The sequence below is a fragment of the Allorhodopirellula solitaria genome (assembly GCF_007859855.1).
GTDB lineage: Bacteria > Planctomycetota > Planctomycetia > Pirellulales > Pirellulaceae > Rhodopirellula > Rhodopirellula solitaria.
In genome coordinates, this window is sequence record NZ_SJPK01000001.1 from 141,579 (window position 1) to 154,348 (window position 12,770).

18 protein-coding genes are annotated in these 12,770 nt (G+C 57.6%); 13 read left to right on the plus strand and 5 right to left on the minus strand.

Translation table 11 applies throughout. From position 1 onward, the window contains the following. Position 1: 1 nt before the first annotated feature. The 3 genes from cas7g to CA85_RS00540 all read right to left on the minus strand — a co-directional run bounded on the left by cas7g (position 2) and on the right by CA85_RS00540 (position 2,609). Entirely contained in the window at positions 2-1,279 is a 1,278-nt protein-coding gene (gene cas7g / locus CA85_RS00530; protein ID WP_146389183.1) for a type I-G CRISPR-associated RAMP protein Csb1/Cas7g, read from the minus strand. 152 nt (positions 1,280-1,431) lie between these two features. After that, a complete protein-coding gene (locus tag CA85_RS00535) occupies positions 1,432-1,740 on the minus strand; it encodes a hypothetical protein (RefSeq protein WP_146389185.1) in 309 nt (102 codons plus the stop codon). 569 nt (positions 1,741-2,309) lie between these two features. After that, complete coding sequence (locus CA85_RS00540) at positions 2,310-2,609, minus strand: MTH1187 family thiamine-binding protein (protein WP_146389187.1); 300 nt, start codon at positions 2,607-2,609, stop codon at positions 2,310-2,312. 115 nt (positions 2,610-2,724) lie between these two features. On the opposite strand from CA85_RS00540, the gene CA85_RS00545 reads away from it, so the two are divergent. The 12 genes from CA85_RS00545 (at position 2,725) to CA85_RS00600 (ending at position 11,541) form a co-directional block, all read left to right on the plus strand. Beyond that, the gene (locus CA85_RS00545; RefSeq protein WP_146389189.1) at positions 2,725-3,231 is read left to right on the plus strand and encodes a magnesium-dependent phosphatase-1; all 507 of its coding nucleotides are present in this window, start codon (positions 2,725-2,727) and stop codon (positions 3,229-3,231) included. Beyond that, on the plus strand, positions 3,209-3,532 hold the full coding sequence (locus CA85_RS00550; protein ID WP_146389190.1) for an FKBP-type peptidyl-prolyl cis-trans isomerase: 324 nt from the start codon (positions 3,209-3,211) through the stop codon (positions 3,530-3,532). The genes CA85_RS00545 and CA85_RS00550 overlap by 23 nt, the downstream gene beginning before the upstream one ends. 107 nt (positions 3,533-3,639) lie before the next feature. Further along, the gene (locus CA85_RS00555) at positions 3,640-3,837 is read left to right on the plus strand and encodes a hypothetical protein (protein WP_146389192.1); all 198 of its coding nucleotides are present in this window, start codon (positions 3,640-3,642) and stop codon (positions 3,835-3,837) included. A gap of 57 nt (positions 3,838-3,894) precedes the next feature. Beyond that, a complete protein-coding gene (locus tag CA85_RS00560; RefSeq protein ID WP_146389194.1) occupies positions 3,895-5,391 on the plus strand; it encodes a phage portal protein in 1,497 nt (498 codons plus the stop codon). Beyond that, positions 5,360-7,381 (plus strand): phage major capsid protein, encoded by a 2,022-nt coding sequence (locus CA85_RS00565; protein ID WP_146389196.1) that lies wholly within the window; start codon positions 5,360-5,362, stop codon positions 7,379-7,381. Before CA85_RS00560 ends, CA85_RS00565 begins: the two co-directional genes overlap by 32 nt. Before the next feature lie 57 nt (positions 7,382-7,438). Beyond that, complete coding sequence (locus CA85_RS00570; protein WP_146389197.1) at positions 7,439-7,768, plus strand: DUF2190 family protein; 330 nt, start codon at positions 7,439-7,441, stop codon at positions 7,766-7,768. Between the two features lie 9 nt (positions 7,769-7,777). Further along, entirely contained in the window at positions 7,778-8,128 is a 351-nt protein-coding gene (locus CA85_RS00575; RefSeq protein ID WP_146389199.1) for a DUF2190 family protein, read from the plus strand. A gap of 11 nt (positions 8,129-8,139) precedes the next feature. After that, entirely contained in the window at positions 8,140-9,720 is a 1,581-nt protein-coding gene (locus CA85_RS00580; protein ID WP_146389201.1) for a trypsin-like serine peptidase, read from the plus strand. Then, complete coding sequence (locus CA85_RS00585; RefSeq protein WP_186774666.1) at positions 9,717-10,097, plus strand: hypothetical protein; 381 nt, start codon at positions 9,717-9,719, stop codon at positions 10,095-10,097. The genes CA85_RS00580 and CA85_RS00585 overlap by 4 nt, the downstream gene beginning before the upstream one ends. Beyond that, the gene (locus tag CA85_RS00590; protein WP_146389205.1) at positions 10,094-10,543 is read left to right on the plus strand and encodes a hypothetical protein; all 450 of its coding nucleotides are present in this window, start codon (positions 10,094-10,096) and stop codon (positions 10,541-10,543) included. The genes CA85_RS00585 and CA85_RS00590 overlap by 4 nt, the downstream gene beginning before the upstream one ends. Further along, positions 10,540-11,097: a hypothetical protein gene (locus CA85_RS00595; RefSeq protein ID WP_146389207.1), complete on the plus strand. Its 558-nt coding sequence runs from the start codon at positions 10,540-10,542 to the stop codon at positions 11,095-11,097. Before CA85_RS00590 ends, CA85_RS00595 begins: the two co-directional genes overlap by 4 nt. Before the next feature lie 30 nt (positions 11,098-11,127). After that, the gene (locus CA85_RS00600; protein ID WP_146389209.1) at positions 11,128-11,541 is read left to right on the plus strand and encodes a hypothetical protein; all 414 of its coding nucleotides are present in this window, start codon (positions 11,128-11,130) and stop codon (positions 11,539-11,541) included. A gap of 9 nt (positions 11,542-11,550) precedes the next feature. Here CA85_RS00600 and CA85_RS00605 read toward each other — a convergent pair whose 3' ends face one another. Beyond that, positions 11,551-11,934, minus strand: coding sequence for a nuclear transport factor 2 family protein (locus tag CA85_RS00605; RefSeq protein WP_146389210.1), 384 nt, complete (start codon positions 11,932-11,934; stop codon positions 11,551-11,553). A 99-nt stretch (positions 11,935-12,033) separates the two neighbouring features. Here CA85_RS00605 and CA85_RS00610 point away from each other — a divergent pair, with 99 nt between their 5' ends. Then, complete coding sequence (locus tag CA85_RS00610) at positions 12,034-12,534, plus strand: hypothetical protein (RefSeq protein WP_146389212.1); 501 nt, start codon at positions 12,034-12,036, stop codon at positions 12,532-12,534. On the opposite strand, the gene CA85_RS00615 is transcribed toward CA85_RS00610, so the two are convergent. Continuing rightward, complete coding sequence (locus tag CA85_RS00615) at positions 12,531-12,752, minus strand: hypothetical protein (protein ID WP_146389214.1); 222 nt, start codon at positions 12,750-12,752, stop codon at positions 12,531-12,533. The two genes, CA85_RS00610 and CA85_RS00615, sit on opposite strands and share 4 nt — an antisense overlap. Positions 12,753-12,770 lie beyond the last annotated feature (18 nt).

Consider the following 12,770-nt stretch of genomic DNA (forward strand, 5'->3'; position numbering starts at 1 on the left):
CTCAAGCCTCCCCGACGCGGAGTTCTTGAAACTCGAATCGTCGGCTCTCGACAACCAATCCGATGAGGTCTTCGCTGGGCGTTAGCTCAATGGGCTGCTCCTGCCATGGCAAACCGGTCGCCTTGGCGGCGGTGACAGCGTCGTCGTAAATCGCGAGTGCCTGTTCGGAGGTGAGCGTCAGCTTGTCGTCGTCGGCAACGGTAGCGGAACGCACTCGTTCGATCGTCAAAATCGTCGACTCGGGAACCAAATCACAGCGTGATCGCAAGAACGTACCTTGCTCAAATTGGCGAGTGATCGCAAACAATCCCAACGCTGCCAATACCGTCTGAGCGGCTCGATTACTTTCTGCCGACGATTGCCCATCCACGGGAAATTTAAGCCGCCGAAGTGCGGGCAATGAAAGGACGGCACTACGAAGAGCAAAGTCCACCGTGACTCCACCCGAGATCGGCTCGCTCGACCGCTCCGCCGTCACAATGTCGGGTGTCACATTGCTGTGGTTCACTGCCGATGGATTCCCCTTTCCATTCTTTGATTCAAACTTCTTCAGTTCTCCGTCCTCGTTATGCTCTGCTTCTGATTCCAACGCAGTCCAACCTCCGCCCGTTCGAGCGTAAATCGGAACTTTACTACTGATCGCCAGCGGATCTAGTCGGCTGCTCGTGCGCACGCCGGTTGTTGCACCGATGCCGACAACTTCGCAAACCAGTGCGCGAGCGAACTTGTTTCCTAGCCCTCCGCGACTGCCTGTCGAGTCCCACGTTCCGAACAACAACGCCGTCGGACAAAGTTCAAACAACGCCGTCGCGTTCTTGATGTTCGCCTCAAACGCGCGTGCGTATGCCTCACGAAATCCAGTACCGTCCTTCGTATTGCTATCACGAAAGATCGCATCGGCAATCCGGTGCGGTGCATCCAGTGTCGTCAGCCGATCAAGTTCCCTAACGCTTGCCAATACATGTTCGCTGGCACCCTCGAACTCAACGCCACTAAAATTTGAATAGACAATCGGCAGTTTCAGCACCCCGCCGTCCCATGCTTCTCGCAAGCAGGCTTCGAGCTGATTCGCTTCGGCTTGAACCGAATTCAACAGAACCGAATTAAGTTCAATGCCATTGATGCGCCGTCGTTCGGTAGCGTACACGCCACCGCTATAAGTTGGCGGAAAGACCTTCGTGCCTTCGCCACCGGCCGGTTGCAGACGAATGTTGGCGCGAAAAGCGGCGACACCACCGGCGACGGCGTTTTGCAGATCAGTAAGAGTGAGCGTTTTCATTTGTTGGAATTCCTAAATTGAGTTGCCGGAGAAGCTACGCGAGTGATTGAATCAGGCCGAGCGTATCGGAGTGTCGTGACACGTTTGGTCAATCAAGCGAGAATTTTTCTTGCCGATTGACCAAACGTTCACGCTAGCGGATCAGCCGTTCGTTAAATTTTCCCACAAGGGAAGCCGAAGTCGCGGCGAATCCGAGCCTCGATCGCCACGCGTGCCGCTTTCTGCTGGCCCGGTGTGTAAAGCACCGCAACCATCAGCGTGCCGGAATGCCGGCGCTGCCAGCAAGTCGCGCGTTCATGAGCCGAAACCCGCGACTTAACCGCTGCTGATTCACCACAATCGACCGGCGAATAGCCGGACGCTGTGGAGCCAACGATGACATAAACGCCCGAGCGATCCATCAGGTCGTCGGTCGAAGCGAACGGCCCCTCGAACGAGAAACCTGAAATTTCAAGAGCCATGAGACTCTCTCCTCTTCCCCTTTACGGCTTGAAAAAAAGGGGCGGCGGAGCCATAATAAGCCTAGGGGTGAGGCCGATTATGGCTCCACTCCGCCACCCGCAAGCGCGCCCAGACACTCCCCTGCAAGGTTGTTACTGTGCGTGCTTGCGTCGTTTAACGCCCGCACATTTGCGAGCTCATCGAGCGAGTATATCCGTTCCCTCCCGCACGTTCAAGCTAGTCGCACTATTTCCCCAACAAAGGGTTACGCCTGCTTCCAGCAGCCGTAACCGACTAAACACTTTCCGCGTTTGATCGAACGCGGCTTCGTTGAAGCCGGCTGCTGGACGACGGGGTCACGGAACCGACAAGACTTTCCGAGGTGGTCTCCACCTTCGGCCACGGTGCTCCTGCGCTCCGACTACCGGCTCGATTGCTTGGTCGGTTGCGCCGTTGGTGTTCCGATGTTGGGTGCGTTGCTCTTCGGCACGGACATGGAGGCGACGCCGAAGCAGCAAAGAATCAGTTTCAAAGAAATGCAGCGGAGAAAACGCGATTAGCAATGGCAACCCGGTGCTACGTCGGTGGCTCAAACGCACTTCCGACCCACGCTGTCAATCTTGTCCTGCATCGACTGCCCGCGATCCGTGCGGGTTCCGACTTTGATGCTGGTCGTGATTCGCGGCGCTCCCATTTCGTGAACACGCTCGTGGCATCGCTTGACCGCGGCAAACACGTCGTCCCATTCGCCCTCGATGTTCGTGCCGTACGCGTGAATTTGGTGGTTGAGTCCAGCTTCGTCTAACACTTTCTGACACTCGGCGACGTACTTGCCCACCGAGACACCCACTCCCATCGGGACGACACACAAATCTACAATGACTTTCATCGGGGCTGTTTTCCTCTCTTTTCGGCGGGGATAGTTTGCTGCACCAAAGCGTAATGCTTTGTGACCGAAAGTGCAGCGGCTTCGCTCAATCGAATTACCATCCAATAACGAACCCGTGGCCGCTCCCAAACTGATCGTCTTTGACCTCGACTTCACACTTTGGGATTGTGGCGGAACCTGGTGTGATTGTCTGACGTCGCCGTTTCGTTCCAGCGGAGGTCGCGTTCTCGATCGTCGAAACCAGCACGTGACGTTTTATCCTGATGTGCTTTCGGTCCTAGATTTCTGTGACGCGCAAAGTATGCCCATCGCATTGGCCTCGCGAACCGAACAACCGGCGTGGGCCAGAGAATTGCTCGATTTGTTGGCGGCCACTCACCGCTTTGCTTTCGCAGAAATCTATCCCTCATCGAAGGTGAAACATTTCTCAGCTCTTCGGGACGCCACGGGACTTGAACACGAGTCGATGCTCTTTTTCGACGACGAAATGCGGAACATCACCGAAGTCTCGCGACTGGGTGTGACAAGCGTCCTTGTCGAGGAGGGCATGTCGATGGAGCTTTTCCGCAAAGGTCTGTCCCAACATTCCGGGAGCTCCGATGCGAGCCGGGCTGAAGGTTGATCAGGAGACCGTCGGTGATGGAGCGACCGCAGAGCAAGGCGATCGAGTGACCGTTCGTCTCGAGATTCGATTGAATCGCGGCGAGCTGGTCCAATCTCTCGATGACTATTCGTTTGTCCTTGGAAAACGTGACGTCATCGCAGCGGTTGAATACGGTGTCGAAGGAATGAGGGTCGGCGGGCACCGAAACTTTCGCGCCGGTCCGCATCTCTGCTATCGCTCCGACGGAGTCCCCGGCGTGATTCCTGCCGACGCAGTTCTTTGCCTGGACATCCGCTTGTTGAAGTGCGAACGCATTTAATCTGCGAACTTATTTTCAACTAATTCTTCGGATTCCACAATTTTGATCGAGCCGTTTGCATAAGTAACCCTGAGAGAGACAACGCTTTCACACCAGGATTGCAAATTTTGCCAGACAACCTCGAAGATGAAATTCGCGAGAACGCATCGGGGCCAGCGAAGGCATCGGGCGATGCCGGCAGCGTCGAACAGCACAAGCTGACCGACCAGATCGTGGCCGACAAACATCTCGCTGGCAAGAAAGCCGTTGCGAAACCTCACCGCGGACTTCGCTTCAACAAGATCGTGCCGCCTTCAGCTGGCTGATCTTTCTTAGATACATACGCACAAGGGCTGCCGGGGACGGCAATAGGAACGGCACGGATGCTGAAACGTTTGTCAGGGTTTATCGAGCAATTGCGCGGCGGGAGCGATCGTCGCCCCGACGCCTCTGGACGCTCGCCCCGGCAGCCCTTCTTTTCACGGTTGCGAGCGAAGTACGACGCGGCAAACACGACGCTCGACAATATGAAGCACTGGTCGCGGACCGACGGGTTGTCGTCCGCGTCCGCGAACAGTCCCGAAGTTCGTCGCACGCTTCGCAATCGGTCCCGATACGAAGTCGCCAACAACAGCTACGCACGAGGAATCACGCTTACACTTGCCAACGATGTGGTTGGCACCGGTCCGCGATTGCAAATGCTCACGCCGGACGATGCCGCGAATCGTTTTGTCGAGGCTGAGTTCTTCGCTTGGGCCGAAGCGATTGGTCTGGCGGAGAAGCTGCGAACGATGCGGCTTGCTCGAGTTTCGGACGGTAAATCGTTTGGTTTGCTGACCAGCAACGAACGCGTCGACGCGAGGGGCAAACTGGACCTGCGATTGATCGAAGCCGATCAAGTTGCATCGCCGACCCTTGTGAATGACACGTCTCGATACATCGACGGCATCCGGTTCGACGCGGATGGGAACCCAATCAGCTACGACGTGCTCCGTCATCACCCTGGCGATGACTTCTTCTCATACGAGGAAGAGTACAACACGATCCCATCCGCCGCGGTCCTGCACTACTTCTGCTGCGATCGGCCCGGACAAATCCGCGGCGTTCCCGACATCACGCCGGCGCTACCGTTGTTCGCTCAACTACGGCGGTTCACGCTTGCCGTGCTGGCTGCCGCCGAGACCGCCGCAGACTTCGCCGGAATTCTCTACACCGATGCACCGGCCAACGGCGAAGCCGACTCGGCCGAACCGTTCGAGCCCATCGAACTTGAGAAGCGAATGCTGCTCACGATGCCGGGCGGCTGGAAAATGTCTCAGATGAAGTCGGAACAACCTTCGACAACCTACGCCGAGTTCAAGAAGGAAATCCTCAACGAGATCGCTCGTTGTTTGAACATGCCGTTCAACGTCGCCGCCGGGAACTCCTCGGGCTACAACTATGCGAGCGGCCGTTTAGACCACCAAACCTACTTCAAGTCGATCCGCGTCGAGCAAACCCAACTTGCTCGCGTTGTACTGGATCGCATTCTGAACGCTTGGCTCCGCGAAGCCATTCTCATTGAGGGCTATCTGCCCAACTCGCTTCGCACGCTCGATTCGACGTTCGAGCATCAATGGTTTTGGGATGGGCATGAACATGTCGATCCAGCCAAAGAGGCCAACGCCCAAAAGATCCGTCTCGCCAGTCACACGACAACTCTGGCGATCGAATTCGCGCGGCAGGGGCGTGACTGGGAGACGGAACTTAAACAACGTGCGAAAGAACTCGCACTGATGCGTGACCTCGGTCTGACGATCGAGTCCGACGAATCTGATTCACCACCCGAAACCAAGGTCACGGAAGACAATGCCGAAAAGTCTCAACAACAAACCAATTGAAGCCGAAGCCGAATCGGTCCCGAGTTCACTTCGCATTGTCTGCGATGACGCAGCAACGATCACGTTGGCCGCCGCCGAAGTACCCGAAGAAGGCAAGGCAGCACTCCGCAAGTTCTCGATGACCGCTTACACCGGCGGAGCGATGCGGCTGGGTGGTTGGCCTTACCCGGTCGTTGTCGATCTCGCAGGCATGCGAGTGACCCGCAAGTCGCGTCCGATCCTCAAAGATCATGATCGCGGGAGCATCGTTGGCCACACCGACGACATCGCGATCCACGACAAATCACTCGTTGTTGCCGGCGTCATTAGTGGCGTGGGAGCGACCGCGCAAGAAGTTATCGCAACCAGCGAGAACGGTTTCCCCTGGCAAGCCTCGCTCGGTGCCAGCGCCGACAAGGTCGTCTTCATCCCCGAAGGCAAGGAAGCCAAAGCAAACGGACGCGATCACAAAGGCCCGGTCTACATCGCCCGCAAGTCAACGCTCGGCGAAGTCTCCTTCGTCGCACTCGGTGCCGACGACAACACCGAAGCCCGCGTCGCTGCCGGACTGGCCGAAACGGATGAACCCGAAGAACCGGACACCGAATCCACGGACGACCTCGAACCCGTCAACGCAAGTTTGAACATGAGCACAAAGCCAAAGACCGAAACGAAGCCGTCCAAACAAACATCTCCGGTCGACGACATGCGTGCCGAAGCCGCCGCGGAATCCCGACGCATCTCTGGCATTCGCAAGTTGTGTGCTGAAAAACATCCCGACATCGAAGCCGACGCGATCGAGCAAGGCTGGTCCATCACCAAAACGGAACTCGCCGTGCTGCGAAGCGAACGCCCCAAGGCACCGGATCAAACGCAAAACTCACCGCGTTACAACCGCGAAATCCTCGAAGCCGCCGCGTGTCTCTCAGTCGGCATCGAAGAAAAGGTGTTGCTGGCCGGCTACGGCGAGAAAACACTTAACGCCGCCGACCCGTTGCGTCACATCGGACTGCGAGAACTCGTCGCCGAGTGCGCCCGCAGCGAAGGCATCGACGTTCCGCGGGTCTTCGGCGACGGTACGGCGACCATCCGCGCCGGTTTCAGTTCCATGAGCCTGCCCAGCATCATGGAAAACGTAATGAACAAGACGTTGCTGGCGGCCTACCAAAACACGCCGATCGCCGCCTTCGATCTGTGCAGCGTCGGTACAGTGACCGACTTTAAAGAAGTGGCCCGATACCGATTGTTGGGAACCGGCGGCTTTGAACAAGTCGCACCCGACGGCGAATTGAAACACGGAAAGCTGTCGGAACAGAAATACAGCAACAAAGCCGACACCTACGGTCAAATCCTGACGCTGACCCGTCACGACATCATCAACGATGACCTGTCAGCCTTCATGGACATCCCGCGCCAAATGGGACGCTCGGGTGCCGAGTCCATCGACGACTTGTTCTTCACGTTATTGCTCAAGAACGCCGGCTTCTTCTCGTCGTCCAACGCCAACTTGCTGCAAGGTGCCGACACCAAGTTTGGTCCCGACGCACTGACGGTTGCCAAGACCACGTTCCGTAAGCAGAAAGCCGGACCCGGCGGCAAACCCAAGGACCAAAAGCCGATCAACATCCGGCCCGAGTTCTTGGTCGTTCCAGTCGAGTTGGAAACCGAAGCTGAACTGTTGATGGGTTCATCCCAGTTGATGATCGACGCCCAGGGATCACCCACGAAGATCCCAGTCGATAACCCGCACCGCAACAAGTACCGGATCATCAGCACTCCGCACCTGTCGGACAGCTACTACCCCGGTGCGAGTGCGGCAGCGTGGTACCTGTTCGCCAACCCGCAAGTGTTGCCGGCGTTCGAGATCGTGTTCCTCAACGGTCGTCGCACGCCGATCATCGAACGCGTCGAAATGCCACCGAACACGCTTGGCATGGGCTTCCGTTCCTACATCGACTTCGGTGTGAACTCGCAAGATCACCGAGCCGCCGTGAAAGTCGCCGGCGAGTGATCGCTTTGCCGAATCGCTCCCTGACTCCCCCACTCCCCACTCCCCATCTGGTCTCCCATGCAAGCTCAATACATCCACGACGGCAAACAGATCGACTTCACGCCCGACGTCGACGTACCCGTTGGTTCGCTCGTCATCCAAGGTGACTTGGTCGGCATCACCAAACGCGACCTGAAAGCCGACACGCTCGGTTCGATCGCGGTCGAAGGCGTGTTTGACATGCCCAAAGACTCCGCTGATGCCGAAACCTACACCGCTGGCCAACTGATCTACGCGACCACTGACGGCATCGTCACGGCCGTGCCCGATGGTTCGGTGCTGCTCGGCAAAGTTATCTCCGACGCCGCACCAACCGACAACGTTATCCGCGTTCGCCTGAGCCAGTGATGAGCCAACGTGAGCAACTCAATCATCGCACCCATCGGGGCGGCGTACGTCCACGAAGGCGTGACGGTCCCGATCATCACCGACGTTGAGATCCCAGCCGGCAACGTCGTCGTGCTTGAAAAACTCGTCGGCGTCGCCAAGTACGGCATCTGCGAAAACTCACGCGGCAGCATCACGCTCGCCGGCGTCTTCAACCTTGTCAAAGACCCGACGACCAACATCCCCGCCGGCACGATTCTTTACTGGTCCAAGATCAGTCACCACGTCATCAAGAACGCTTACCAACATTCGATGATCGGCATCGCCGTCGAAGATGCACCGCCGAGCACGCTGCGAGTGTTGGTGCGACTCAAACAATAAGGACGCATCCCATGGATGACAAACTGCAATCGCTCTTTCAATCGCGACGCTTCTGGGTGGCAGCCGGCGGTGTTGTTCTCGTGTTTCTGCTGCCGTTCGAGGTCAAACTTTTGGTCACACTTCTCCTTGCCGCCTGGATCATCGGTGATTCGATCCGATCGACGAAGGCAATCTTGCTCGCGTTGACGCTTGCCATCGCTGCACCCGGTTTCGCGATCGCCGGCGACTTGCACGACACTTGCCGCGAAGCCACCGTGCGAATCCGCAACGGCAACTCGATGGGCAGCGGGACGTTGTTCCGCGAAAGCGAAGAACATCTCTACGTTCTCACCAACGCTCACGTTGCCGGCACGGGGCTGGGCAATCGAGTCCAAGTCGAGTTCTGGAAAGAAGGTCACCAGTCGCGGCCGATCGAAGCTGAAACGGTCGCCGTCGCTTACATCCCACGAGCTTACCGAGACATCGCGGTCGTTCGCGTCGACCGACGGGCTCTGGGGAACTACCGCCCGCCGGTGATCCCGCTCGCCGACTCGCAGGACTCGTTCAACTACCAGAACATCTTCTCGGTCGGTTGCCCAAGCGGGCGATGGCCGACTGCCTTTGAAGGTTTCGCCCTTCGCCGACAAGCCAACGGAGGTGACACGATTCACTTCGTGCCGATGCCAGCGGGCGGACGATCGGGCAGTGCGATTTTCGACGTCAACGGAGGCGAAGCCCAAATCATCGGCTTGATCGCGTGGCGAAGCACCGACTCGGGTGGTCACGGCCTCGATGGCCGAGGCGAAACGCACGGTTATGGCATCGCGATGACACATCAAGAAGTTTGGGCGGGCTTGAGTGGCAAGCAAACCACATCGTCCGTGCTGCTGGTGCCACCACCGAACGCTGTTCCTCTTGCAACGGAAGTCGAACCCGACGCCAAGGTCGAAACCAAGCCGGAAGTTCCCGACGGCGAAGAGAACCAAGGGGAATCGGACGAAGTCATCCTCAAATACTCCGATCCGTTTGCGATCGAACGCGACGTTGAATCCATCCGAGCCCAACGCTTGCCAAGCGGCATCCCCGCCACTGGATCCGATCGCGACATCATGTTGCTTTACCAGGACTCGGTGACCGAAGGCCCGCAATCCAGCCCACCAGCACTCGCCTACCAAGGAAGCTGCTGCCAAAACTGCGGTTGCTACCTCACAACCGCCGGCAACTGCCCCAACGGTCAATGCCCGTTGCCGCAACGCCAACAACAACCTCAGCAATACGGCCAAGACCGTGGCGGCGGTGGACTGTTCCCGAGCTTGCCACGAAACCGTGAGCAAGGTGAACTTGAAAACCATCTGCTCCGTCGTCCCGGCGAACGCTTGCGAGAACTTTGGCCGTTCCCTTCCGTGAAAGACATCGTGACCTGGTCCATCATCGGCTTCTTCGTCTTCTACTTCATCGGTCAGTTCTTCAAGGCCCGAGTCAAACGCTTCATCGGCGACTTGGCAACGAACCTCGCAAACACCGAAGTCGAGGATGAGCCTGAACCACCGGCTCCGAAATCACGAGCGAAACCAGCCGCAACGCGAACCCGTAAACGCACCGCCGCCAAATGAGCGACATGCTTCACAAGGGTCAGTCTTGGCTCTCTGCCAAGCTGACCCGGTTCGTGTCGCGCCGCGTCATCTACCAACGCGATGAACTCTCCGTCGAACTGCCCGCCACGATCGGTAAGTCCGAATACGAACAGGACGACGGCGAAGGCGTCATCACCCGCGCCCAAGTCCGCGACTTTCTGATCAACACCCAAGACCTGCTCGGCAGCGTCATCGGAACCTGGCCCCGCCGAGGCGATCGCATCCTCGAAACCGACGGCGACACCACGTTCGTTTACGAACTGATGTCGATCGGCAACGAGCCTCCGTGGCGATACAGCGACCCCTTCCGCGTCAAACTTCGCATTCACACCAAATTGGTCGACACCATCCCATGACAGCCGCCGCCACTCCCGCCACCGTCATTCAAATCGCTGAATGCGTCGTCTCCGAAATCAACGCCGGCGACTTCTCCAAGAAGAACCTGTCGGCACAACGACTCTACGTTCCCGACTTCGATCTCGAAGACATGAAGGAACTGCGAGTCACCGTGGTGCCTCGCGAGGTCGAATACCTCCCGCTCGATCGAGCCACAAACAAGTTCCACGCCACGATCGACGTCGCCATCCAGAAGAAGTTCAGCAAGGGCGAAGCCAAAGAGATCGACCCGCTGATCTTCTTCGTCGAAGAACTGGCCGACTACTTCCGTCTCAAGCGACTCAACTCCTACGTCGCTGCTCGCTGCATCAAGGTCGAGAACGCGGTTCTATACTCATCCGAGCATTGGACGCAGTTCAATCAGTTCACGAGTCTGCTGACGCTCACGTTTGAACTCGCCAAGTGATCCACATTCGGACGCGAGTTCGCTTCAACGCCAACCGCGTCAAGAAGAGGGCCGACCAAGCGTCGTTCAATTCGCTCGGTCATGCCGGCGGTGCGATTCGCAAGACTGCGTACCGCTCGATCCGCAAACGCAAGAACCCGTCGCGGCCCGGAACCGCCCCCAGTTCGCCCACCGGCCGGTTGCGACGATCGTTCCGCTACGAAATCGATCGAAGCACTCCGGGCGTTGTCATCGGCCCAGTCAACGAGATCGCCGGCCAACTCTGGAATCTCCACGAGTTCGGCGGCGTTGCCAAGAAACGTCGCAAACTCAAACGGCATCGCTTCCGAGTCGGCCAACACGGCCCAATACGACTGATCCGGCCCGGCAAGTTTGCTCGCATCGAACTGCGAACCGCCGCCCAAGCCAACCGAGCCCGCCGATTGATCGACGAAGAGAACCAGCGACGTGGGGCAAGCAAACCAAGGCGATACCCCAAACGCCCATTCATGAAGCCGGCCCTCGACACGCACCGATCTCAACTCCCCAAGTTCTGGCGGGACTCCGTCAAGTAAATCCCTGTCCACGGATGGAAACGAAACCCTATGTCCGCTGAAGTAAAACTCGGTCTCGACGCCGTCCTGACCATCGACGGTGCCGAGATCAAAAACGTCAAAGACCTGACGGTCAGTCTCGAAAAAGCCGAAGCCGACGCATCCACCCGCGACAACAACGGCTGGCGAGCCACCGTTGGCACGCTTAAAGACGCGTCGATCGAGTTCACCGTGCTCAACAAGAACGGAGACACCGCCTTCGGCATGCTGCAAGGTCTGTGGTCATCCGGCACGCCAACCGATGTTGGGGTTTCCGACGCTGGCGGATCGCTGACGCTGACGTGCGAAGTGATGAACTTCAACGTCAACCAAAATCTGGAGGAAGTGGTATCGGCCGACGTGACTCTGAAACCGACCCAATCGTCGTCTGGTGGCGGAATGAACGTTGGTAGCGGCGGTCCCTGATCAAACCTTTTACTTCGCCTTTTCAATTTTCTCTTTGATCGTTTCGGTATCACCAATTTCATAGAGGCTGATCAAACCCTCTTTGACCGTAAAGATTTGCTGGATCGTTGTGTCCACCAAGACATTGCCTTGCAAATCTTTGATGACTTGGTGAACCGTGACGACGTCGCGATTCTCTGAATCCGTCTCGAAACTCAACGTTTCAAGTTCGCATCGAATGTTCTCGAACTGGCTCGTCCAGTACTGACGCACTTCATCGCGACCATGAACGAAGCCACCGTCAAGACCATTGGCCCATTTCACGTCCGGCTGCATCGTCGAAATGATGGTCTCAATCTCGCGTTCGTTGAACGCGTCGTAAAGGTTTTGAAGAAGTTCTTGATGCTGACTCATCGCATGCCGCTTGTTGGGGGTTGATTGAACGGCAACCACGAACAATTCGCGATGCAACCGATATGCAATTATCGCTATCCCACCACAGAACGGAATCCCATGCAAAAGTTCGTTGACCGCCAAGGTCGCGTTTGGATCGTCGACATTGACAACACCACGCTTCGCCGCGTCAAAACATTGGCCGGCGTTCGATTGCTCGATGCGGTCGATGGCGACCTCATCCCGCAAATGACGCAAGACTTTCTCTTGCTTGGTGAAGTTCTGTTCGCGGTCTGTAAACCGCAAGCGGACAAAGACTCCGTCGACCAAGAAGCGTTTGAGTCTGGCCTCTCAGGCGATTGCCTGACCGAAGCACGCAACGCCCTCGTCGAAGCGTTGTTGGACTTCCTCCCGGAGGACCAACGCCGTCTGCTGACCAAAGCGGTGTCGCATCAACGCGAGGTGACGGCACGCGGGATGGAAATGCTGCATCGGAAGCTGGACGACCCGACGTTGGCGGACCGGATGGTCGCGGAGCTGGAATCGAACCTGGAGGTACCCGGCTTGAACGCGAAATCTTCCGCCTCGCCGGCATCCTCTGCGTCGACCCCGGACCGCTAACGCTGCGGCAAATGTGCTGGATGGCCGACGCCCGCCGTCAACACGATTGGCAACTCGCCAGCACGCTCGTGTGGATCACCGCCGAAGTCAATCGCGATCGCAAACGTCGTCGCAAGCCCTTCAAACCAGACGATTTCAATCCGTGCGTCACCACGCGGCCCGGACCAGCGAAGGCATCGGTTGAACAAGTCGCGTCGTTGCTCGGTGCGACCTTTCACCCTTCACCCGTCACTCCT

Excerpts from the sequence above, each read along its gene's own strand:
- CA85_RS00540 (WP_146389187.1), bottom strand. The coding sequence starts at position 2,609 with ATGAAAGTCATTGTAGATTTGTGTGTCGTCCCGATGGGAGTGGGTGTC.
- CA85_RS00580 (WP_146389201.1), top strand. The coding sequence starts at position 8,140 with ATGGATGACAAACTGCAATCGCTCTTTCAATCGCGACGCTTCTGGGTG.
- CA85_RS00570 (WP_146389197.1), top strand. The coding sequence starts at position 7,439 with ATGCAAGCTCAATACATCCACGACGGCAAACAGATCGACTTCACGCCC.
- CA85_RS00550 (WP_146389190.1), top strand. The coding sequence starts at position 3,209 with ATGCGAGCCGGGCTGAAGGTTGATCAGGAGACCGTCGGTGATGGAGCG.
- CA85_RS00560 (WP_146389194.1), top strand. The coding sequence starts at position 3,895 with ATGCTGAAACGTTTGTCAGGGTTTATCGAGCAATTGCGCGGCGGGAGC.
- CA85_RS00610 (WP_146389212.1), top strand. The coding sequence starts at position 12,034 with ATGCAAAAGTTCGTTGACCGCCAAGGTCGCGTTTGGATCGTCGACATT.
- CA85_RS00590 (WP_146389205.1), top strand. The coding sequence starts at position 10,094 with ATGACAGCCGCCGCCACTCCCGCCACCGTCATTCAAATCGCTGAATGC.
- CA85_RS00565 (WP_146389196.1), top strand. The coding sequence starts at position 5,360 with ATGCCGAAAAGTCTCAACAACAAACCAATTGAAGCCGAAGCCGAATCG.
- cas7g (WP_146389183.1), bottom strand. The coding sequence starts at position 1,279 with ATGAAAACGCTCACTCTTACTGATCTGCAAAACGCCGTCGCCGGTGGT.
- CA85_RS00605 (WP_146389210.1), bottom strand. The coding sequence starts at position 11,934 with ATGAGTCAGCATCAAGAACTTCTTCAAAACCTTTACGACGCGTTCAAC.
- CA85_RS00535 (WP_146389185.1), bottom strand. The coding sequence starts at position 1,740 with ATGGCTCTTGAAATTTCAGGTTTCTCGTTCGAGGGGCCGTTCGCTTCG.
- CA85_RS00585 (WP_186774666.1), top strand. The coding sequence starts at position 9,717 with ATGAGCGACATGCTTCACAAGGGTCAGTCTTGGCTCTCTGCCAAGCTG.
- CA85_RS00600 (WP_146389209.1), top strand. The coding sequence starts at position 11,128 with ATGTCCGCTGAAGTAAAACTCGGTCTCGACGCCGTCCTGACCATCGAC.